This is a genomic window from Pseudoclavibacter sp. Z016 (assembly GCF_002931215.1).
Lineage (GTDB): Bacteria > Actinomycetota > Actinomycetes > Actinomycetales > Microbacteriaceae > Pseudoclavibacter.
Genome location: NZ_PSTU01000012.1, coordinates 22685 through 42860, shown reverse-complemented (window position 1 = coordinate 42860; position 20176 = coordinate 22685). Strand labels below are relative to the sequence as shown.

At 69.9% G+C, this 20176-nt stretch carries 23 protein-coding genes; 17 read left to right on the top strand and 6 right to left on the bottom strand.

The genetic code is table 11. From position 1 onward, the window contains the following. Nucleotides 1-48: 48 nt before the first annotated feature. From C5B99_RS11635 to moaA, 4 genes are read left to right on the top strand one after another with little or no spacing between them, the layout of a single operon-like run. Nucleotides 49-453, top strand: a complete 405-nt coding sequence (locus C5B99_RS11635; RefSeq protein WP_104242231.1) for a DUF1304 domain-containing protein — start codon at nt 49-51, stop codon at nt 451-453. 44 nt (nt 454-497) lie between these two features. Continuing rightward, nucleotides 498-1019, top strand: coding sequence for a molybdenum cofactor biosynthesis protein B (locus C5B99_RS11630; RefSeq protein WP_104242229.1), 522 nt, complete (start codon nt 498-500; stop codon nt 1017-1019). Beyond that, complete coding sequence (locus tag C5B99_RS11625) at nt 1016-1438, top strand: molybdenum cofactor biosynthesis protein MoaE (protein WP_104242227.1); 423 nt, start codon at nt 1016-1018, stop codon at nt 1436-1438. The genes C5B99_RS11630 and C5B99_RS11625 overlap by 4 nt, the downstream gene beginning before the upstream one ends. Continuing rightward, nucleotides 1435-2553, top strand: coding sequence for a GTP 3',8-cyclase MoaA (gene moaA, locus C5B99_RS11620; RefSeq protein ID WP_104242225.1), 1119 nt, complete (start codon nt 1435-1437; stop codon nt 2551-2553). Before C5B99_RS11625 ends, moaA begins: the two co-directional genes overlap by 4 nt. 16 nt (nt 2554-2569) lie before the next feature. Here moaA and C5B99_RS11615 read toward each other — a convergent pair whose 3' ends face one another. Genes C5B99_RS11615 through C5B99_RS11590 form a run of 6 tightly spaced genes read right to left on the bottom strand, consistent with a single transcriptional unit; the run spans nt 2570 to nt 6887 of the window. After that, entirely contained in the window at nt 2570-2818 is a 249-nt protein-coding gene (locus C5B99_RS11615) for a MoaD/ThiS family protein (protein ID WP_104242223.1), read from the bottom strand. Beyond that, the gene (locus C5B99_RS11610) at nt 2815-3096 is read right to left on the bottom strand and encodes a DUF6457 domain-containing protein (RefSeq protein WP_104242221.1); all 282 of its coding nucleotides are present in this window, start codon (nt 3094-3096) and stop codon (nt 2815-2817) included. The genes C5B99_RS11615 and C5B99_RS11610 overlap by 4 nt, the downstream gene beginning before the upstream one ends. Continuing rightward, on the bottom strand, nt 3093-3920 hold the full coding sequence (locus C5B99_RS11605) for a molybdenum cofactor guanylyltransferase (RefSeq protein WP_146081992.1): 828 nt from the start codon (nt 3918-3920) through the stop codon (nt 3093-3095). The genes C5B99_RS11610 and C5B99_RS11605 overlap by 4 nt, the downstream gene beginning before the upstream one ends. Beyond that, on the bottom strand, nt 3902-4375 hold the full coding sequence (gene moaC / locus C5B99_RS11600; protein ID WP_104242218.1) for a cyclic pyranopterin monophosphate synthase MoaC: 474 nt from the start codon (nt 4373-4375) through the stop codon (nt 3902-3904). The genes C5B99_RS11605 and moaC overlap by 19 nt, the downstream gene beginning before the upstream one ends. A gap of 2 nt (nt 4376-4377) precedes the next feature. Beyond that, entirely contained in the window at nt 4378-5637 is a 1260-nt protein-coding gene (glp, locus tag C5B99_RS11595; protein ID WP_104242216.1) for a gephyrin-like molybdotransferase Glp, read from the bottom strand. Then, nucleotides 5634-6887 carry a ThiF family adenylyltransferase gene (locus tag C5B99_RS11590; protein WP_104242214.1) on the bottom strand — a complete coding sequence of 418 codons (1254 nt, stop codon included), beginning with the start codon at nt 6885-6887 and terminating at the stop codon, nt 5634-5636. Before C5B99_RS11590 ends, glp begins: the two co-directional genes overlap by 4 nt. A 200-nt stretch (nt 6888-7087) precedes the next feature. On the opposite strand from C5B99_RS11590, the gene fdhD reads away from it, so the two are divergent. The 13 genes from fdhD to C5B99_RS11525 all read left to right on the top strand — a co-directional run bounded on the left by fdhD (nt 7088) and on the right by C5B99_RS11525 (nt 20137). Further along, nucleotides 7088-7990, top strand: a complete 903-nt coding sequence (gene fdhD, locus C5B99_RS11585) for a formate dehydrogenase accessory sulfurtransferase FdhD (protein ID WP_104242212.1) — start codon at nt 7088-7090, stop codon at nt 7988-7990. Between the two features lie 87 nt (nt 7991-8077). Further along, the gene (locus C5B99_RS11580) at nt 8078-8491 is read left to right on the top strand and encodes a molybdopterin-binding protein (protein ID WP_104242210.1); all 414 of its coding nucleotides are present in this window, start codon (nt 8078-8080) and stop codon (nt 8489-8491) included. A gap of 118 nt (nt 8492-8609) precedes the next feature. Beyond that, nucleotides 8610-9320 (top strand): molybdate ABC transporter substrate-binding protein, encoded by a 711-nt coding sequence (gene modA / locus C5B99_RS11575; protein WP_219819645.1) that lies wholly within the window; start codon nt 8610-8612, stop codon nt 9318-9320. Nucleotides 9321-9376: 56 nt separating this feature from the next. Continuing rightward, nucleotides 9377-10930 (top strand): MDR family MFS transporter, encoded by a 1554-nt coding sequence (locus C5B99_RS11570; RefSeq protein WP_104242206.1) that lies wholly within the window; start codon nt 9377-9379, stop codon nt 10928-10930. Nucleotides 10931-11065: 135 nt separating this feature from the next. Then, nucleotides 11066-11533, top strand: coding sequence for an SRPBCC domain-containing protein (locus C5B99_RS11565; protein WP_104242204.1), 468 nt, complete (start codon nt 11066-11068; stop codon nt 11531-11533). A 194-nt stretch (nt 11534-11727) separates the two neighbouring features. After that, nucleotides 11728-12741 (top strand): dimethylarginine dimethylaminohydrolase family protein, encoded by a 1014-nt coding sequence (locus C5B99_RS11560; RefSeq protein ID WP_104242202.1) that lies wholly within the window; start codon nt 11728-11730, stop codon nt 12739-12741. A 3-nt stretch (nt 12742-12744) separates the two neighbouring features. Next, nucleotides 12745-14421 carry a thiamine pyrophosphate-binding protein gene (locus tag C5B99_RS11555; protein ID WP_104242200.1) on the top strand — a complete coding sequence of 559 codons (1677 nt, stop codon included), beginning with the start codon at nt 12745-12747 and terminating at the stop codon, nt 14419-14421. Continuing rightward, nucleotides 14418-15011, top strand: coding sequence for a helix-turn-helix domain-containing protein (locus tag C5B99_RS11550; protein ID WP_104242199.1), 594 nt, complete (start codon nt 14418-14420; stop codon nt 15009-15011). The genes C5B99_RS11555 and C5B99_RS11550 overlap by 4 nt, the downstream gene beginning before the upstream one ends. Nucleotides 15012-15183: 172 nt before the next feature. Next, on the top strand, nt 15184-16074 hold the full coding sequence (locus C5B99_RS11545) for an ABC transporter substrate-binding protein (RefSeq protein WP_104242197.1): 891 nt from the start codon (nt 15184-15186) through the stop codon (nt 16072-16074). A 41-nt stretch (nt 16075-16115) separates the two neighbouring features. After that, the gene (locus tag C5B99_RS11540; RefSeq protein ID WP_104242195.1) at nt 16116-17081 is read left to right on the top strand and encodes an amino acid ABC transporter permease; all 966 of its coding nucleotides are present in this window, start codon (nt 16116-16118) and stop codon (nt 17079-17081) included. After that, nucleotides 17081-17863, top strand: coding sequence for an amino acid ABC transporter ATP-binding protein (locus C5B99_RS11535; protein ID WP_308471588.1), 783 nt, complete (start codon nt 17081-17083; stop codon nt 17861-17863). Before C5B99_RS11540 ends, C5B99_RS11535 begins: the two co-directional genes overlap by 1 nt. Nucleotides 17864-17873: 10 nt before the next feature. Then, complete coding sequence (locus C5B99_RS11530; RefSeq protein WP_104242193.1) at nt 17874-18848, top strand: NAD(P)-dependent oxidoreductase; 975 nt, start codon at nt 17874-17876, stop codon at nt 18846-18848. Further along, a complete protein-coding gene (locus tag C5B99_RS11525) occupies nt 18845-20137 on the top strand; it encodes a M20 family metallo-hydrolase (RefSeq protein WP_104242191.1) in 1293 nt (430 codons plus the stop codon). The genes C5B99_RS11530 and C5B99_RS11525 overlap by 4 nt, the downstream gene beginning before the upstream one ends. Nucleotides 20138-20176 lie beyond the last annotated feature (39 nt).

Here is a 20176-nt window from a genome sequence, read left to right as displayed (position 1 = left end):
TCCGATACTGTAACGTTCGTTGCAGAATACACCGATCCTGGAGCTGACATGCTTATCGCCGCCCTCGTCTTCGCCGCCCTCGCGGCGCTTGTCCACGTCTACATCTTCATCCTCGAGTCCGTCCGCTGGACGGCGGAATCGACGAGGAAGACGTTCGGCATCCCCTCCCTCGAGGTCGCCGAGACGACCAAGTCGATGGCCTACAACCAGGGCTTCTACAACCTCTTCCTCGCGATCATCGCCGGCCTCGGCGTCATCCTCGCGATCGCGGGCAACAGCGTGGTCGGCGCGACGCTGATCTTCGCCGGAGCGGGCTCCATGCTGCTCGCCGCGCTCGTCCTCGTCACAAGCGACCGCACGAAGCTGCGCGCCGGCACCGTCCAGGGCAGCTTCCCGCTGCTCGCCGTGGTGCTGCTCGGCATCGCAGCCGCCACGGGAGCACTCGCCGCCTGAGCCGAGCTGGGCTCACGGGCAAGACAAGCGGGTACGCTCGATCCATGCAGGAAGCGTCCCCAGCACAGCAGGCCACGATTGCCGTCATCACGGTCTCGGATCGGTCTTCGCGGGGCGAGCGCGAGGACCTCTCGGGTCCGGCGGCGCTCGAGGCGCTCGCCCGGCACGGCTACACGGCGGTGACGCTCAGCGTCGTCCCCGACGGAGCCACGGTCGTTCGTGACGCCATCGCCCACGCGGCGGACTCGGACGCGCACATCATCCTCACCCTCGGCGGCACTGGCCTCTCGCCGCGCGATGAGACGCCGGAGGCCACCTGGCCCCTCATCACCCGCGAGCTTCCCGGCATCGCCGAAGCGATGCGGGCGACAGCGCGCGACCGGGTCCCGACGGCCGTGCTGTCGCGCGGGCTCGCAGGCATCATCGACCGACCGGGGCGCGGAGCGCCGAGCCTCGTCGTCAACCTCGCCGGCTCACCTGGCGCGGCACGGGACGGCGTCGCGCTGCTGGCCCCGCTCATCCCGCACATCCTGGACCAGCTCCGCGGCGGAGACCACGCTTCGTGAGTGCCAGCCCCCTCGCCCGAGTCACGAGCGACGAGCTGCTCCTCGCCGAGCACCTCGCCGCCGTCGAGGATCCCCACGCGGGCGCCGTTGTGACCTTCATCGGCCAGATCCGGGACCACGACCCCGAAGCGAGCGGACGAGTCGTCTCGCTCGACTACACCGCGCATCCCGACGCCGAGCGCGTGCTCCAGAGCCTCGTCGCGCACCACGCCCGCGACGGCGTCCGGGTGGCCGTGAGCCACCGCATCGGACACCTCCGAGTGGGCGACATCGCCCTCATCGCCTGCGTAGCCAGCGCGCACCGCGGCGACGCCTACGAGGTGAGCCGGGCTCTCGTCGAGGCGGTCAAGGCCGAGGTGCCGATCTGGAAGCAGCAGCACGAGGTCGACGGCGCAACCTCCTGGGTGGGTCTGCCATGACCGGCGTCCCCGTCACGATCGCTCGCCGCCCGAGGCTCGTGGAGCCGCAGCTCGAGCCGTCTCCCGGAGATCCGATCGTCGACAAGCACGGCAGAGTTCACCGTGACCTCCGCATCTCCCTCACCGACAAATGCTCGCTGCGGTGCACGTACTGCATGCCGGCCGAGGGCGTCGAATGGCTGGCGAAGGCGAGCATCCTCTCCACCGAGCAGATCGTGCGCATCGCTCGGATCGCGGCGGCCTCCGGCATCACCACGTTCCGGCTGACGGGCGGTGAGCCGCTCCTGCGTCCCGACGTCGTGGAGGTCGTGCGGCGCATCTCCGAGCTCCGTGGCCCGGATGGCCCAGTCCAGGTCGCGATGACCACCAACGGCATCCGCCTCCCGCAGATGCTTCCCGACCTCATCGACGCCGGCCTCGACAGGCTCAACATCTCCATCGACACGATCAGGCGCGAGCGCTTCGCTGCGCTCACGAGGCGAGACAAGCTCGATGAGGTGCTCATCGGCATCCGCGCCGCCCAGAACTCCTCCCTGCGGCCCCTCAAGCTCAACGCCGTCGCGATGCGCGGCGTGAACGACGACGAGATCGTCGAGCTCGTGGAGTTCGCCATGGAGCACGACGCGCAGCTGCGCTTCATCGAGCAGATGCCGCTCGACGCCGGACACACCTGGGACCGCGCGCAGATGGTGACGCGCGAGGAGATCCTCGAGTCGCTCAGCGCGAGGTTCACGCTTGAGCCCGTGCCCGGCCGCGGCGGCGCCCCCGCCGAACGGTGGACGCTCGACGGCGGCCCGCACACGGTCGGCGTCATCGCCTCCGTCACGGCGCCCTTCTGCGGCAACTGCGATCGCCTGCGCCTCACCGCCGACGGTCAGCTGCGCAACTGCCTGTTCTCGACGAGCGAGTACGACCTCATGCCCATCCTCCGAGCCGAGGCCGCCGGCTCAGGAGACTCCGGCGCTGCGGCCGACAGTGCGGCGAGCGCCGCCGCGACGGATCTCGCGATTGATGGCCTGCTGCGCTCGTGCATCCACAACAAGCTGCCGGGGCACGCCATCAACGACCCGAGCTTCCTGCAGCCAGCTCGCGGGATGAACGCCATCGGCGGCTGACGACCCGGCGGTCGCTTCAGCCTCCAGCGAAGGGCGGCAGCACGTCGACGGATGCACCGGGTGCGATCGGTGCGTCGGCGTCGGAGGTGCGCACGCCGTCGATCAGGAACGAGCACCGGGAGAGCACCTCCGCGACGTGGACGTCGCCCGAGGGGTTGAGCGTGCCGACGAGCGCGGCCACCGTCGCCGCTTCGAGCGTGAAGTCGCTGCCGCCGACGGCCTCCGCCGCTCCGGCGAAGACGCGGACGCGGCTCGGGGCGCTCACGACTCCTGCTCCCAGGAGAGTGCGCGAGCCGTCACGAGCTCAGCGAGTCGGCTGAAGGCTTCGGGGGAGTCGGCGGCGGAGCTCTGCCGGCCGAGGGCGAGCCCCAGCGCGAAGGTCGTGAGCGGTGCCGCTGGCCTGGCGACGTTGTGCGCGACGTCCTTCGCGACGTCGAGGAGCGCTGCGATGTCGATCTCGTCGTCGATCTCGAGCACGCGCTTGGCCTCGGCGAGCCAGGCGTCGAGTGCTTCCGGTGGCAGGTGCTTGGGAGTCTCGGTCATGGTCTCTGGGTCCTTCCGTGAGCGGTGATGGTCTGCTGTGTGGCGCCAGCGCGCTCGGCGGCGCCGTCGACCGAGTCGGCCGTGCTGTCAGCGTCGACCGCGTCGGCGCGTGCGGCCGCGAGCTGCTCTGGGGTGTCGATGTCGGCGCTGGCGCCGCGTCGGTCCGGCACTCGGGTCAGTGCGAGGGGCTCGAGGACGTGGCGGAGGGCCAGGGCGTGGGCACCGGACGCTGCGGCCGCATGCTCGAGGGCGCGCTTGAGCGCCGTCGTGCGGTAGATGCCGGCAAGCCACTGCGGGCGTCCATCGCGATCGACGACCACGAATCCGTCGGGGCCGCCCACGGGTGCTCCATGTGCCGAGGCAGCCTCCTCTGCCGGGGCAGGTGGGGAGCCTTCCCCGTCAGTGTCAGCTTCCCCGTCAGTTGCACCGTCGGACGCCTCCGGGCCGCGGCCGCTCGCTTCAATGAGGAGCTCGACGAGCGCCGGAGCTCGGGGCAGGTCGCAGGCGAGCAGGAGCAGCCACGGCGCCGAGACGCTGGGGAGGGCGGCCGCGAGGCCAGCTGCCGGTCCGCCGAACGGGGGTTCCTCGCGGATCAGCTCGGCGGGCGCCTGCACATCGACGGCACCGACCACGATGGTGCGACTCGCGCCGGCGTCATGAGCCGCGCCGAGCGCCACGTCGATGAGGCGCCTGCCCCCGACCTCGAGGTCGCCCTTGCTGACGCCACCGAGACGGGAGCCACGGCCACCCGCGAGGATGACCGCATCGAGACCCGGGATCGGGCGGCGGCCTCGCGGCAGCGGCGCTACTGCTCGCGCTTCCACGGCCCCGACTTCCCGCCCGTCTTCGCGATGAGCTTGATGTCTCCGATCGTGACCGACTTGTCGATGCCCTTGACCATGTCGACCAGCGCGAGCGCTGCGACCGAGACGGCAGTGAAGGCCTCCATCTCGACGCCGGTGCGGTCGGCGGTGCGCACCGTCGCCGTGATGAGCACGCCGTCGCCACGCAGCTCGAGATCGACGGTGGCGCCGTGCACGCCGATGATGTGGGCGAGCGGCAGGAGCTCCGCGCATTTTTTCGCGCCCTGGATGCCGGCGATGCGCGCCACGGCGAACGCGTCTCCCTTCGGCACTGCATCGTTGGTGAGGGCCTCGAGCACGTCGGTGCCGCAGTAGACCATGCCGGATGCCGTCGCGGCCCGTACCGTCGGCTGCTTCTCGGTGACGTCGACCATCCGTGCGTGGCCGGCTGCGTCGAGGTGCGTGAAGTTCGTCATGGTCAGAGTCTGGCACCCACGTCCGACATCAGGCGGACCACCTGCACGACATCGCCCTCTTCGACCCGCTCGACACGCGCATCCACGATGGCGTAGCCGTTCGCATCGGCGAGGCTGCCCACGAGGTGCGAACCCGAGCCCCGCGCGGCGGCGGGCGAGACCACGACCCCCGACTCGGTGGTGCGGATGCGCGCGGGCAGGTACTGGCGGCGCCCGGGCGGCGTGCGCCAGCCGGTCTCGGCGCGCGCGCTCAGACGCGGGTCCTCGACGACGGAGGCTCCTTGCAGGGCGCGCAGGCACGGCCGCACGAAGACGAGGAACGACACCCAGGCGCTGACGGGGTTGCCGGGGAGGCCGAAGACGAGCGGGCCGAGCTCGCCCTCGCCGACCCACGGCTCGGCGAGGCGACCGAAGCCCTGTGGCTTGCCCGGCTGCATCGCGACCTTCTCGAAGCGCACCTGGCCGCCGGGGGAGAGGAGCTCCTTGACGGGGTCGTAGGCGCCCATGCTCACGCCGCCCGTCAGCACGATCACGTCGCAGCGGCCCGCGAGTGCCTGCAGTGCGGCCTCCAGTTCGGCGACCTCGTCGGAGACTCGGACGACGTCGACCAGCTCGCTCCCGTGCTCGATGGCCAGGGAGGAGATGAGGAGTGAGTTCGAGTCGGGGATCTGCCCGCGCTCGAGCGCCTCGCCTGGTGCGACGAGCTCGCTTCCTGTGGCGATCACGGCGACGCGTGGGCGCCGCGCGACGGAGACCGTGCCGTACCCGGCCGAGGCCAGTGCGGAGAGGGCCTCGGCGCTGCCGCGCGACCCCGCGGTGACGAGCGGGTCTCCTGGCTGGCGGTCCTCGCCGGCCGAGCGGATGTGCACGCCGCGCTTCGCCGGGGCGGTGATGCGCACCCGCCGCTCGCCGCCGTCGGTCGCCTCGACGGGCACGATCGCATCGGCGTCCGCCGGGACGGGGGCGCCCGTCATGATGCGGGCGGCCTGCCCGCTCGCGAGCGAGGGGTCGGAGGCGGTGCCCGCCGGAAGATCCGCGACGACGTCGAGGATCACCGGTGTCTCGGGGCTCGCTGCGGCCACGTCGTCGGAGCGGACCGCGTAGCCGTCCATGGCCGAGTTCGTCCAGGGTGGCAGCGCGTATCGCGACACGAGGCTCTCCGCCAAGTACCTGCCGTGGGCTGCCGCCAGGGCAACGGTGTCGCTCGGCAGCTGGCGGGACTCGCCCAGCACGCGCGCAAGCTGCGTCTCGACCTCGATCATGCCCGCACCCCTGTCTGAGTCGCATCCGCGCCGAGCGTGCCGCTGGCTGCTCGCAGCACCTGCAGCTGAGGTGTCTGCACCACTCGCACGTCGAAGCCGTGCGGCGTGAGGAGCAGCGCCGCCCGCCTGGCCCTCGCGGCGGAGACGCAGTAGAGGTTGAGCGGGGCATCCGGCGTGCCCGCGTGCCCAGCCTTGAGCCCGAGGAGTCGCGTCCTCAGCACGTCCGGCTCGCGCTCGAGCTGAAGCAGCTCGCTGAGCGGCAGGGAATGGGCACCTGGCAGCGCATCGACGGCGTACTCGTCCGGCTCGCGCACGTCGATCAGCCGGCCGTGCGAGTCACGAACCGGATCGAAGTCGAGCGGGGCCGGCCTCGCCTGCGGGGCTGTTCCGTTCTCCTCCGGTGCGGGGGATGCTGTCTGCGACGTCGAGCATGCCGCCGACGGGGCCGAGGTGCCCGCCACGCGGTCGAGGGCGGCGTGATCGGCTGCCCGGAGCGGCACTTCGGAGATGCGCATCGTGAGCGCCTCGACGACGAGGAGCCTGCCGAGGAGCACGTCGCCGATCCCGGTGATGAGCTTGATCGCCTCGGTCGCCATCATCGAGCCCACGACGCCGCAGAGCGCGCCGAGCACACCCGCCTCTGCGCACGACGGCACCGAGCCCTCCGGTGGCGGCTCAGGGAACACATCGCGCAGGGTGATGCCCTCCGCGGGCGCCGGCGGCGCCGACCAGAACACCGTGAGCTGCGCGTCGAAGCGCAGCACGGAGCCCCACACGAGCGGCAGGCCGAGGCTCGTGCACGCGTCGGCCACGGCGTAGCGCGTCGGGAAGTTGTCGGCGCCGTCGAGCACGAGGTCGTAGCCGCCGAGGATGCGCTCGGCGTTCGCGCCATCGAGGCGCTCGTCGTGCTCGACAACCGTCACGCCCGGCGCGAGCCGTCGGAGGCTGCGGGCGGCGCTCGCGGTCTTGCGAGCGCCGACGTCGTCGATGCCGTGGATGACCTGCCGGTGCAGGTTGCTCGGCTCGACCGCATCCGCGTCGATGATCCCGATCGTGCCGACCCCCGCCGCCGCGAGGTACTGCAGGGCCGGAGCGCCGAGGCCCCCGGCTCCCAGGACCGCGACCCGGCTGGCGGCGAGGCGGCGCTGCCCGATCTCGCCGAGCTCGGGCAGGCGGCGCTGTCGAGCGGTTCGGGCGAGCTCATCGCCCCGGAGCTCTGGGGACGGTTCGACAAGCGGTGCGAGGCGCATGGCGTCACCCTACCGCCGCATCCCGCGCAGCCAACCGGCAGGCGAGCCTGCCCGAGGTTCGCCTCGCGCCCGCGCGGCCGCGACGCTCGCCGCCCAGGGCTGACTTGTGGTCGCTACCCGCGAGGAACGACGACCAGAAGTGCGCTTTCGGCAGGAATGGTGGGCGGGCGCGGATGCGCGCGGCGAGCTAGCATGATCGCGTGGGTCGGATCACGGTGCGACGGAGCGTTACACGCCTGAGCCTCGGGAAGCCCCCGAGCAGGAAGGCCGACTTCCTCGCGGCCGAAGAGCCCCTCGAAATCCGCGTCGGCGGACAGCAGCTGGCGATCACGATGCGCACCCCGGGCAACGACTTCGAGCTCGCGGCGGGCTTCCTCGTCTCCGAGGGCGTCATCTCGCGCGGCGAGCAGTTCCGCTCCGCGATGTACTGCGCCGGTGCCGACGGGAGCGCGGATGGTCTCAACACCTACAACGTGCTCGACGTCCGCCTCTCCGCTGAGACCCCGCCGCCTGACCCCGACCTCGCGCGCAACTTTTACACCACGAGCTCCTGCGGACTCTGCGGCAAGGCGAGCATCGACGCCGTCGAGCTGACCTCGAGCTACGACGTGGCCCTCGACCCCGTCACACTCCAGGCGGCTCGGCTCGTGACGTTCCCCGACAGGCTCAGGGAACAGCAGGAGGTGTTCGAGAAGACCGGCGGCCTGCATGCGGCGGCGCTCTTCGACGCCGCGACCGGCGATCTCCTCGTGCTGCGCGAGGACGTCGGACGGCACAACGCCGTCGACAAGGTCGTCGGCTGGGCGGTGCAGAACGACCGGCTCCCGCTGACCGGGACGGTGCTGCAGGTGTCGGGCCGATCGAGCTTCGAGCTCGTCCAGAAAGCGAAGATGGCGGGCATCCCTATCCTCGCGGCCGTCTCAGCCCCCTCATCGCTCGCCGCAGACCTCGCCGAGGCCAGCGGCATGACCCTCATCGGGTTCCTCCGCGGTGAGTCGATGGTCATCTACTCGCGCCCTGACCGCATCCTGGACGCCGAGGAGATCGAGCTGGGAACGGAGACCGAGACCAACACCGAGACCGAGGCGGGGGCACGGAGCTAGCGCGCATCAGCGGCGCGACAAGCGCAGCTGCGGTTCCCACCAGAGCACGGGCCACGCACATGCGGGAGCGCGTGAGAAGATGCCCGCATGGCAGAACAGCGATACCGGGTCAGCGAGGCCGCATCGCTCCTCGGGGTCAGCGACGACACCGTTCGTCGCTGGGGTGCGAGCGGCCGCCTCGACCTGCAGGGAGACGCCGGCGCGAAGACCGTCGCGGGCGTTCAGCTCGCGGCTCTCGCCAAGGAGCTCGCCGACGGCGACGCCAGAGCCGACTCGGGCGAGCTGCCGCCCGCATCCGCCCGCAACCGGATGCGAGGCATCGTCACCAAGCTGACGCTCGACACCGTCATGGCCCAGGTCGAGGTGCAGGCTGGCCCTTTCAGGATCGTGTCGCTCGTGTCACGCGAGGCCGTCGACGAGCTCGGCCTCGAGGTGGGGAGCCTCGTCGTGGCCAGCGTGAAGGCGACGAACGTGGGAATCGAAGGAGTGCACAGTGCCTAGGAAGCGGAGACCAGGAACGCTCCGGTCCGTCGCGGCCGCCCTCGGGATCCTCGTCCTGGGCGCGCTCGCGGGGTGTGCTCCGATGACAGCCCCGACTGGGCCTACCGGCGAGGCGTCCGTGTCTCCGTCACCCAGCGAGACCGGCCCGACCGGCAACGTCACCGTGTATGCCGCGTCCTCGCTCACCGAGACGTTCACGCAGCTTGCGGGGGAGTTCGAAGCGGAGCACCCCGGCGTCACCGTGACCCTGAACTTCGGGGGCAGCTCGACGCTCGCGGACGAGATCGTGGCGGGCAGCACTCCCGTCGACGTGTTCGCCTCCGCCGACGACGCGACGATGAAGACGGTCGTGGATGCGGGACTCGTCGAATGGACCCCCGCGACGTTCACGCGCAACGCGCTGGTCATCGTGACGCCAAAGGGCAACCCGGCCGGTGTCACGGGCCTCAAGGACTTCGCCGACCCCACGCTGAAGATCGCCGTCTGCGCCGCGAAGGTTCCCTGCGGCGCCGCGAGCGCCAAGCTCTTCGAGCAGAACGACATCGTTCCGAAGCCCGACACCAAGGAGAGCGACGTCAAGGCGGTGCTCACGAAGGTGCGCCTCGGCGAGGCCGATGCCGGACTCGTCTACGCGAGCGACGCGAAGGCCGCGGCGAGCGAGGTCACGGCCATCGAGTTCCCCGAGGCGCTCGACGCGGTCAACAACTACGGCATCGTCCCGCTCAAGGCCGCGCCCAATCCGGAGGCGGCCGCCGCCTTCACCGAGTTCATCCTCACGGCGCGAGGCGTCGAGGTGTTCGATGAAGCCGGCTTCCTCAGCCTGACGTGAGCGACGCGCCGGGGAATGCGGAGGGCGGTCACCGCGTTAACCCCGACCGTGCGGGCATGCCCGCACGCCAAGATCTGAACCTCTCAAGGAGTACTGTGACCGACTCGCGCACCGCGACCCGCGACGCCGAACCGACCCCAGCTGAGTCCGCATCCGCGGGCGCAGCCGCCTCCACGAGCGAGCTCGGCGCGGACCCGCGCACTCGCTTCGTGATCCCACTCCTGCTCGTCTCCGCGTTTGTCGTCATCCTCAACGAGACGATCATGGGCGTGGCTCTGCCCGCCCTCAACGCCGACCTCGGTATCCCGCTGGCGACCGGCCAGTGGCTCACGACCGCCTTCATGCTGGTCATGGCCGTCGTCATCCCCATCACGGGCTTCCTGCTGCAGCGGTTCCACGTGCGCCAGGTGTTCATGGCGGCGATGATCCTCTTCTCGCTCGGAACGCTGCTCTGCTTCCTCGCGCCCGGCTTCGAGGTCCTGCTCCTCGGCCGCATCGTGCAGGCCTCCGGTACCGCCATCATGATGCCGCTGCTCATGACGACCGTGCTCAATATGGTCCCGCCGGAGCGTCGTGGCCGCACGATGGGCAACATCTCCATCGTCATCTCCGTGGCACCCGCAATCGGACCGACGGTCTCCGGCCTCATCCTTCAGGTCTTCGAGTGGCGCTGGATGTTCGGCTTCGTCCTCCCGATCGCCATCGTCGCGCTCGTGCTCGGAGCCCTGTTCATCAAGAACGTCACCGAGCCGCGCCAGGCGAAGATCGACGTGCTCTCCGTCATCCTCTCCGCCTTCGCGTTCGGCGGCCTCGTCTACGGCTTCTCCGGGCTCGGCGAGAGCTCGGCGACGGCCGTCGTCCCCGCGTTCGTCCCGATCCTCGTCGGCGTGCTCGCGCTCGGCGCGTTCATCTGGCGCCAGATCGCGCGCCAGAAGACGGACTCCGCGCTCCTCGACCTGCGCGTCTTCACGAGCCGCCAGTTCACGGTGTCGCTCATCCTCCTCGCGGTGAGCTTCATGTCGCTGTTCGGCACGATCATCCTGCTGCCCATCTACATGCAGGAGGTGCTCGGCTACGACACCCTCCGCGCTGGCCTCACCCTGCTGCCGGGTGGCCTCACGATGGGTCTGCTCGCGCCGTTCGTCGGTCGTCTCTTCGACCGGTTCGGCACCAAGCCGCTCATCATCCCCGGCTCGCTCGTCGTGAGCACGGCGATCTGGGGCATGACGATGCTCGGCGAGAACTCCGAGCAGTGGATGGTCATCGCCGCCCACGTCACCCTCTCGATCGGCCTCGCGCTCATGTTCACGCCGCTCATGACCAGCGCGCTCGGCGACCTGCCCAAGTCGAGGTACTCGCACGGCTCCGCCGTCGTGACGACGGCGCAGCAGCTGGCCGGCGCCGCAGGCACGGCGATGTTCGTCGTCGTCATGGCCAACTCGACGCTCGCGGCGGCCGGTGAGGGCCTCGCGCCCATCTCGGCGGAGGCGCAGGGCATCCACTCTGCTTTTCTCGTGGGCGCGTGCATCTCGCTCGTCACCATCGTCGGCACGTTCTTCGTGAAGTCGACGCCGAAGCGCGCCGACGCGGAGATCCCGATGGGTCACTGAGCCTGCTCAGCAGACGGAGGGCCCGGCACCAGAGACTTCTGGTGCCGGGCCCTCCGTTCGTCTGGCCTCGGACGCTCTTCCTGCCGAGATTTGCGAAGATGGGGAGTCGAACGTCCACCGAGCTGAGGAGCGACCATGGCTGACGCGCCCGAGATCGTCGAGAAGTCCATCACCTTCGAGGCCGCACCGGAGCGGCTCTGGAGCATGCTCACGGAGCAGGAGTCGTTTGCGAGCTGGTACGCGTTCGGTGGCGCGACGATCGAGGCCGAGCCCGGGGGAGTGCTCGCCGTCCACTGGCCGGAGCACGGCACGTTCCGCGGTGAGGTCACGCTCGTGGAGTCGCCTCGTCGCTTCGGCTACCGCCTCGCCGCGGTGCCGGAGGAGGACCCGCAGCCGCAGAACAGCACCGTCGTCGAGTTCACGATCGAGCCGGCAGACGGCGGGTCGGCGCTGACCGTGCGCCATTCGGGTTTCGAGGAGCTCGAAGGCCTCGCTGCGGACTCGACGTCGGCCGAGATCGAGACGATGGCCTGGACGGCGGCGCTGCCGTTGCTGCGAGAGGCGCTCGGCGAGGCCCCTGCGGAGGAGATCCCACTGCTCTGATCCAGCTGCTTGCTCTGATCCCGCTGGTGGGTGACGGGCGCCGCATCGTGCCTGGATTCGGCAGAAGTTACGGGCTCGAAACATGGGCGTCACGTGCTCGGAAACGAGCAACCGTAGTTTCGCACTAGACAACGCATGATGTCGTGAGCGAAACTTCTCGGAGTCGCAACGACGCGACCACGAAAGGTTTTCACATGACCGACGTCGACCCCACCCTCGAGATGTCAGACGGCGCCTTCCACCGCCTCCTCGGCCCTGAGGCCGAACCCGGCTTCCTCGCCGACTCCGAGCTGCCCGCCTACTGGGGCCGCAAGTGGGGTGCGCAGGACGAGGTCGGACGCCTCCGCACCATCATGATGCGACGCCCCAGCGCCGGCCTCGAAGCCGTCGAGAAGGCGGGGGAGTCGACCTGGATGCCCGAGATCGGCGCCTACGTCGACCCGGACCGCCGCTGGTACTGGTCCGGCCGCGAGTTCCCCGACCTCGAGAAGCTGCACAGCGAGTTCGACAGCTTCGTGCAGGTGCTCGAGGACAACGAGGTCGAGGTCGTCATGGCCCCCGACCTCGCCCCCAGCTTCACGAAGTCGGTCTTCACCCGCGACCCGCTCGTCACGATCCCCGGCGGCGCGATCATCGGTCGCCTCGCACCGCGCATGCGGCGCGGCGAGGAGCAGTCGATCACGCAGACCGTTGCGGCCCAGGGCATGCCGATCCTCGGCACGATCACGGGCACGGGACTCGTGGAGGGCGGCAGCTTCATCAAGGTGCGCCCCGACCTCGCGTTCTTCGGCACCTCCGTGCGCTGCAACGTCGAAGGCTACCGTCAGCTCAGGAACATCCTCGAGGAGCAGGGCATCGAGCTCGTCCACTCGCAGATGCCCGGCTACCAGATCCACCTCGACCTGTGCTGCGCCATGCTCGACGACGACCTCGCGCTCGTGAACTCGCGCATCGCGCCATACGACTTCCTCGACGCGCTCTGGAAGCTCGGCATCGAGACCGTCGACGTCGCACCGCAGGAGGACTGGGCTTGCAACCTCCTCACACTCGACCGCCGCAAGCTGCTCTTCCCCTCGCACCTGCCCCGCACGGCGGAGCTCCTCAACTCGAAGTACGGCGTGGAGATCATCCCCGTCACCTACCGCGAGATCAACAAGAACGGCGGCGGGCTGCACTGCTCGACCATGGAACTCCAGAGGGACTGGTAAGCGATGTCAGAGAACGTCACCGGCGGGGAGCTCGTCATCCGAACGCTCGAGGCGCTCGGCGCTGAGCGAGTGGTCGGACTGCCCGGCCAGCACGCGCTGCCCATGTTCGACGCGCTCGGCGACTCGTCGCTCGACTACCTCGGTGCGCGGGTCGAGAACAACGCGGCGTTCATGGCGGATGGGCACGCACGCGTCACCGGAACCGTCACCCCGCTCCTGCTCTCGGCCGGCCCCGGAGCGCTGACGGCGCTTCCCGGTCTGCAGGAGGCGGCGACGGCGAGCTCGCCCGTGCTGCTCATCTCGGCGCAGGTGCCGACCCCCGGCATCGGCGGCCAGGCCCACGGCTACCTGCACGAGCTGCGCGACCAGGAGTCGCACTTCCGCGGCATCGCCAAGGGCACGTGGAGCATCCGATCGGTCGACCAGATCGTGCCGACCCTCGTCGAGGCATGGCGCACGGCGCAGAGCGCCCCGGCTGGCCCCGTCTACGTCGAGGTGCCGCACGACGTGCAGCAGGCGAGCGTCGAGCTCGCGGACGGGCAGCTCGGCGGTCTCGCGGCGGAGGCGTACGCGCTCGCTCCGGAGGCCACGGGTGCGCAGCTCGACGCCGTCGCGAGGCTCCTCGCCGAGTCCTCGACGCCGCGCATCTACGCGGGCGGCGGCGTTGTCCGCTCCGGCGCCGGGGAACTGCTCGAGCAGCTCGCCGAGCAGCTGCAGGCCCCCGTCGTCACGACCTACGGCGGCCGCAGCGCCTTCCCGTGGGCGCATCCGCTCTCGGCCGAAGGGTGGATCGAGGACATCGCGACCACCGAGTTCCTCGAAGCCGCCGACGTGCTGCTCGTCGTGGGCACGGGCCTGAGCGAACTCTCGTCGAACTACTTCCGACTCGCCCCGACGGGCACCGTCATCCACATCGACGCCGACGCGCGTGTGCTCGGCGCGAACCACGAGGGCACGATCACGCTCCGCTCCGACGCCGGCCTGGCGCTGCAGGGAGTCCTCGACCGCCTCCGCGCGAGCGAGCTCGGAGAGCGAGCGGATGCGCGCCCCGCCATCGACGAGCTCCTCGCGACCGTGCGCGGCAGGCTCGACGCGCAGCCCCTCGCCACGGAGCGGGAGCTCATGGCCACCCTGCGCTCGTCCATCCCCGACGAAGTCGCGACCTTCTGGGACATGACGATCAGCGCCTATTGGGCCTGGTCGGCGTGGGATGCGCGCGGCGGCGTGTACGAGAACGGGCAGTGCGGCGGGCTCGGGTTCGGGCTGCCGGCGGCCATCGGCGCCTCCTTCGCCTCCCGCTCGCGCGAGACGCCGAACGGTGCCCCCGTCGTCGCGATCTCCGGCGACGGCGGAGGGCTCTACGGTGTCGCCGAGCTGTCCACACTCGCGCAGTCGCAGCTCAGCGTGACCTGGCTCGTCGTCGACGACGGCGGCTACGGCGTGCTGCGCGGCTACATGAACGAGGCCTACGGGCGGGCCACGGCGACCGAGCTCACGGGCCCCGACTACCTGGCGGTGGCGCGTGCGTTCGGCATCGAGTCGAGGGCCGTGGAGCTGGACACGCTCGCCGACGAGCTCGCCGCGAGCATCCGCACCCCGGGGCCCCGCGTGCTCGTGCTGCCCGCCACCCTCGAGCTGTTCGAGGCGACCCACACGCACCGGCCGGCGGTCCACCGATGAGAGCCCTGCCCGTCGTGCCGCGCAACGAGCCCGCCGCCATCGGCGGCAGGCTCCGGTCGGTGCGCCAGCTTCGCCAGATGACGATCGAGCAGCTCGCCAGCGCGACGGGGCTCAGCAAGAGCTTCCTCAGCCGTGTCGAGCGCGACCAGACGTCGCCGAGCGTCTCCACGCTCGTGCTGCTCTGCGACGTGCTCAACATCGAGGTCGGCGAGCTCTTCAGCGCACCGGATGCGCAGCTCGTCCGCTTCGACGACGCACCGCAGATCAACCTCGGCGGCACCAACGTGTACGAGCGCCTGCTCAGCCCCCGCAACGACCCGCGCTTCCAGGTCGTGCGCTCCCGCGTCGACGCCGGCATGTCGGGAACCGGCGGGGAGGAGCTGTACTCCGTGAACTGCGAGGTCGATTTCCTGCACGTGCTGCGCGGGTCGATCACGGTGGTGCTCGCCTCCGAGACGTGGGAACTCGAATCCGGGGACTCGATAACGCTCGACGGTCGCGAGCCGCACACGTGGCACACGCGCGACTCGACAGAAGGGGTCGAACTCCTCTGGGTGCTCGCCCCTGCCGCGTGGGGAGGCACGACCTGACCTTGCCCGACCCACTACTGTCGTTCACCGGCACAGACCGAGCGATCGCTCGGCACGTAACGCCCTTGTAAACCCTGCGTGACTTGGCGCCTCCGGCGGCAAGTTGCCTCCTAGATTACGCATGTTGCCTACAGATGATCACTGCTGGTGATCAAGAGAAGGAGAAATTCACATGGCATCCAAGAAGCTCATGAAGGCGGGCCTGGCTGGCGCCTCGTTCGTCGCCCTCACCGCACTGCTCGCCGGATGCTCGTCCGGTGACGCGCCGGAGGCCGACGTCTCCGAGGTCGCCGTCGACGAGGCGGCCGTCGCGCTCCTCCCGCAGGAGATCGCCGACGCCGGCACCCTCACGGTCGGCACCGAGGCGTACTACCCGCCCTACGAGTACCTCGACGCCGACGGCGCCACCGTCATCGGCCTCGACATGGACCTCATCAAGGCCGTCGGGCAGAAGCTCGGCCTCGAGGTCCAGATCGAGAACGTCGCATTCGACACGCTCCTCCCGTCGCTCGACACGGCACGCTACGACGTCGTCGTCGCCGCCATGACCGACACCCCCGAGCGCCAGGAGAACTACGACTTCGTCGACTACTTCAACGCCGGCCAGGGCATCGTCGTCGCAGAAGGCAACCCGGAGGGCATCACCGCCGAGGCAGACCTCTGCGGCAAGGCCGTCTCCGTGCTCCGCGACTCCGCGCAGCAGGGCATCCTCGAAGCCTTCAACACCGACATCTGCGCATCGAGCCCCATCGAGATCTCCGCGCAGGCCACCGACAACGACGCCCTCATCCAGGTGCAGTCCGGCCGCGCAGCAGCGTCGGTCAGCCAGTACCCGGTCGCGAGCTACAACGTCGAGCAGGCAAGCGGCTTCGAGCTCGCCAACGAGGAGCCCTTCCAGCCAGAGCCCCTCGGCATGGCGGTCGCGAAGGACAACCAGCTGAGCGCAGCCATCCAGGCGGCGGTCCAGTCCCTCATCGACGACGGCACCTACACCGAGATCCTGACCTCCCACGGTCAGGAAGGCGGAGCTGTCGAGGAAGTCACGATCAACGGCGCCGAATAGGCCCCGCGGAGACTGACGAACAACAACGGAGCTGAAGAACAGTGAACACCTCGACCGGCCCCTCCACGGGCGCGACGGGAGCGGTCACCACCGCCCCCGCCGCGCCCGCGGCCGACGCCCCCAAAATAGTCCCGCTGCGGCACTACGGCCAATGGATCTTCGCCGCGATCGTGCTCCTCTTCCTCGCGAAGCTCGTCTACGACGTCGCGACGGGATCGAGCATCCGCTGGGAGAAGGTCGGCTCGAGAGTCTTCGCAGAGGCCATCATGCAGGGCCTCCTCATCACCATCATGCTGACCGTGGTGAGCATGATCCTCGGCATCATCGGCGGCATCACCCTCGCCGTGATGCGCATCTCCAGCAACGGAGTGCTTCGCGCCATCTCGAGCGGATTCGTCTGGATCTTCCGCGGGACGCCGATCCTGGTGCAGATCCTCATCTGGTTCAACCTCGCGCTGTTCTTCCCGCAGATCGACCTGATCTTCATCCAGCTCGACACGAACGCCCTCATCCTGCCGCTCACCGCGGCAGTCCTCGGCCTCGCGGCCAACGAGTCCGCCTACATGTCGGAGATCATCCGCGGTGGCATCATCTCCATCGACCCGGGCCAGAAGGAGGCGGCGGAGGCGCTCGGCATGACGCAGGGCAAGATCATGTTCCGCATCATCCTCCCGCAGGCGCTGCGCTCCATCGTGCCGCCCATGGGCAACGAGCTCGTCACGCTCCTCAAGGAGACGTCGCTCGTGTCGGTGATCGGCGCTGGAGACCTCCTTACGCGAGCCCAGCAGATCGGCGCCGCCGACTTCAGCCGCATGGAGATGCTGCTCGTCGCGAGCATCTGGTACCTGATCCTCACCTCGATCGCGAGCATCGGCCAGGGCTTCCTCGAGCGCAAGCTCGGCAAGTCCCGCGGCTTCACGACCCCGGAACCCGTGTGGAAGCGAGTGCTCACCTCGATTCTGCCCAACCGCAGGTCTGCAGGAACAAGCAGAGAGGCAATCCGCTGATGCCCGCATCCGCATCCACCGCACCCATGATCGAGCTGCGCAACGTCGCGAAGTCGTTCGGCAGCGTCGAAGTGCTCAAGGACATCTCGCTCGACGTGCACGCCGGCGAGGTCGTCAGCATCCTCGGTCCGTCAGGCTCCGGGAAGTCGACGCTCCTGCGCTGCCTCAACCACCTCGAGACCGCCGACCGCGGCGTCATCAGGGTGGCGGGGGAGCCCGTCGGCTACAAGGAGAAGAACGGCAAGCTCTACGAGCTGCGGCCGAACGAGATCGCGAAGCGCCGTCGGGACATCGGCATGGTCTTCCAGCGCTTCAACCTGTTCCCGCACATGACGGCGATCGAGAACATCATCGAATCGCCCGTGCAGATCCTCGGACACAAGAAGTCGGCGGCCATCGAGGCCGCCAAGGACCTGCTCGAGCAGGTCGGCCTCGCCGACAAGGGCGACAACTACCCGTCGCAGCTCTCCGGCGGGCAGCAGCAGCGGGTCGCGATCGCCCGTGCGCTCGCCATGAAGCCCAGCGTGCTGCTCTTCGACGAGCCCACCTCGGCACTCGACCCGGAGCTCGTCGGCGAGGTGCTGCAGGTCATGACGAAGCTCGCCAAGGAGGGCATGACCATGGTCGTCGTCACGCACGAGATCGGCTTCGCGCGCGACGTCTGCGACCGTGTCGTGTTCATGGACGGCGGCGTCATCGTCGAGGAGGGCGCCCCGGAGGACGTCATCCAGAACCCCAGGCACGAACGCACGAAGCGCTTCCTGGCGCGCGTGCTCAAGTAGGCGAGCTGAAATGACACGTCCACTGGTGATCTTCACCGACACGACCGACCTCTCGCAGGAGCCCGCCTCGAGGCTCCTGCGGGAAGCGGGCTACGCAACCGCCCACCTCGAGCTGCCGACCGCACCGGGACCCGACGCGGTCGTGCCCCGCGAGCACCTCGCCGCCGTCGCCGCGGTCGTCGGCTACGCCCGCATCACGGCGGACGTGCTCGCGCAGCTCCCATCGCTCCGGCTCCTCGCGACGAGCTCCGTCGGCACCGACATGATCGACGCGGATGCGGCCGCCGCCAGAGGCGTGAAGATCGTGACCCTTGCTGGGGTCGCGACGGAGGAGGTCGCGGCGCACGCGCTCACGCTGCTGCTCGCCGCCGAGCGCTCCCTGCTGCGGAGCCTGCAGCTCGTGCGGAGCGGAGAGTGGACGGACGAGGCCACCGAGCGCCTCCGCGTGCCGCGACGCCTCAGCACGCTCACGCTCGGTCTTGTCGGGCTCGGCCGCATCGGCGGCAGGCTCGCCGAGATCGCGCGCCCCAGCTTCGGTCGCATCCTCGCCTTCGACCCCTACGCGCAGGCGGCACCGGACGGCGTCGAGCTCGTCGGCTCCCTCGAGGAGCTCCTGCGCTCCTCCGACTCGTTGAGCCTCCACCTGCCGCTCACCCCGGAGTCGAGGGGCATCATCGGCGCCGAGGCACTCGCCCTCCTGCCGGACGGCGCCGTCGTCGTCAACGTCTCGCGGGCCGGCCTCGTCGACGAGGCCGCCGTTCAGGCCGCCCTGGCTGACGGCTCCCTGCGTACCTACGCCGCCGACGTCCTCGACGGGGAGCCCCCGCACCCGAGCGACGCCATGCGCACCGACCCCGGCACGCTCATCACTCCGCACACGGCCTGGTGGTCGGACGCGGCACTCGCCGGCTACGAATCGCAGCCAGCGCTCAACATCATCGCCGAGCTCGGCGCACCAGCCGACCCCACCGGGAGCACTTCATGACAGACAAGCCCGGCCTGCCGCACGCGCAGGCAGACGCAACAGCATCCACCCCCGCCGCCGCGCACGAGAGCTTCCTGCGCGACTTCGACACGATGGGCGAGTTCGGGGCGACGGGGCACGGCGGCGTCGACCGCCAGGCCGCGAGCGACGCCGACAACGCGCAGCGCCGCTGGTTCCAGGCGCTGCTCGAAGGGCGCGGCTTCACCGTCGAGTACGACCGGATCGGCAACCAGTTCGGCCTCCTCGAGCTCGTCCCCGGCGCGCCGTTCGTGCTCATCGGCTCGCACATGGACTCGCAGCCGACCGCCGGCAAGTACGACGGCGCCTACGGCGTGCTCGCCGCGGCGCACGCGGCGTTCCGCATCGCCGACGAGGCAGCCGCCGGCGGCATCGACGGCGTGAAGTACAACGTCGCCGTCGTCAACTGGTTCAACGAGGAGGGCTCGCGTTTCGTGCCCTCCATGATGGGATCCTCCGTCTACACCGGCGTGCTGCCGCTCGAGAAGGCCCTCGCCGTCCGCGACAAGGCCGGCATCAGCGTCGAGGAGGCGCTGCGGCCCACCGGCTTCCTCGGCGAGGGCACCGGCCCCGTCGCGGCGCTGTGCGCTGAGATCCACATCGAGCAGGGCCGCCTGCTCGAGAACGCCGGCACGACCATCGGACTCGTCACCGCGACCTGGGCCGCCAGCAAGTACCGGGTCGTCGTCAAGGGCGAGCAGGCCCACTCGGGGGCGACCGTCATGGAAGACCGCAAGGATGCGCTCTACGGCGCCTCCCTGCTCGTCGTCTTCGCGCGCGAGCTCACCGACCGCTTCCCCGGCAAGCTGCACACGGCCGTCGGGCAGCTCGACGTCTACCCGAACTCGCCCGTCGTCGTCGCGAGCGAGGTGACGCTGCTGCTCGACCTGCGCAGCGACGACGAAGCCCTGCTCGCCGAGGCGAACGCCCTCCTGGACGCGCGCTTCGCAGAGATCGAGGCGAAGGCCCACGTCGAGATCGAGCGCACCCTGTCGCACTCGTGGGACGTCAACCCGTACCAGCCAGCCGGCGTAGACCTGGCCCGCTCCGTCGCCGAGGAACTCGGCCTCTCGAACGACGAGATCATGACCGTCGCCGGCCACGACTCGACGAACATGAAGGAGCTCGTGCCGACGGTCATGCTGTTCGTGCCCTCCGTCGAAGGCATCTCGCACAACGAGGGGGAGTACACGGAGCCCGCCGACCTCGTCGCCGGCCTCGAAGTCCTCACCGGAGTCGTGCGGCGCCTCGTCACCGGCCACCTCTCCTGACCCTGCCCCGCCCTGTCCTTGCCTGTCCCCTGCTCCACC

Coding starts and splice junctions, on each gene's coding strand:
- C5B99_RS11635 (WP_104242231.1), top strand. CDS start 49: ATGCTTATCGCCGCCCTCGTCTTCGCCGCCCTCGCGGCGCTTGTCCAC.
- C5B99_RS11630 (WP_104242229.1), top strand. CDS start 498: ATGCAGGAAGCGTCCCCAGCACAGCAGGCCACGATTGCCGTCATCACG.
- moaA (WP_104242225.1), top strand. CDS start 1,435: ATGACCGGCGTCCCCGTCACGATCGCTCGCCGCCCGAGGCTCGTGGAG.
- C5B99_RS11610 (WP_104242221.1), bottom strand. CDS start 3,096: ATGACCGAGACTCCCAAGCACCTGCCACCGGAAGCACTCGACGCCTGG.
- moaC (WP_104242218.1), bottom strand. CDS start 4,375: ATGACGAACTTCACGCACCTCGACGCAGCCGGCCACGCACGGATGGTC.
- glp (WP_104242216.1), bottom strand. CDS start 5,637: ATGATCGAGGTCGAGACGCAGCTTGCGCGCGTGCTGGGCGAGTCCCGC.
- C5B99_RS11590 (WP_104242214.1), bottom strand. CDS start 6,887: ATGCGCCTCGCACCGCTTGTCGAACCGTCCCCAGAGCTCCGGGGCGAT.
- C5B99_RS11580 (WP_104242210.1), top strand. CDS start 8,078: ATGGCAGAACAGCGATACCGGGTCAGCGAGGCCGCATCGCTCCTCGGG.
- C5B99_RS11570 (WP_104242206.1), top strand. CDS start 9,377: ATGCCCGCACGCCAAGATCTGAACCTCTCAAGGAGTACTGTGACCGAC.
- C5B99_RS11565 (WP_104242204.1), top strand. CDS start 11,066: ATGGCTGACGCGCCCGAGATCGTCGAGAAGTCCATCACCTTCGAGGCC.
- C5B99_RS11560 (WP_104242202.1), top strand. CDS start 11,728: ATGACCGACGTCGACCCCACCCTCGAGATGTCAGACGGCGCCTTCCAC.
- C5B99_RS11555 (WP_104242200.1), top strand. CDS start 12,745: ATGTCAGAGAACGTCACCGGCGGGGAGCTCGTCATCCGAACGCTCGAG.
- C5B99_RS11550 (WP_104242199.1), top strand. CDS start 14,418: ATGAGAGCCCTGCCCGTCGTGCCGCGCAACGAGCCCGCCGCCATCGGC.
- C5B99_RS11545 (WP_104242197.1), top strand. CDS start 15,184: ATGGCATCCAAGAAGCTCATGAAGGCGGGCCTGGCTGGCGCCTCGTTC.
- C5B99_RS11535 (WP_308471588.1), top strand. CDS start 17,081: ATGCCCGCATCCGCATCCACCGCACCCATGATCGAGCTGCGCAACGTC.
- C5B99_RS11530 (WP_104242193.1), top strand. CDS start 17,874: ATGACACGTCCACTGGTGATCTTCACCGACACGACCGACCTCTCGCAG.
- C5B99_RS11525 (WP_104242191.1), top strand. CDS start 18,845: ATGACAGACAAGCCCGGCCTGCCGCACGCGCAGGCAGACGCAACAGCA.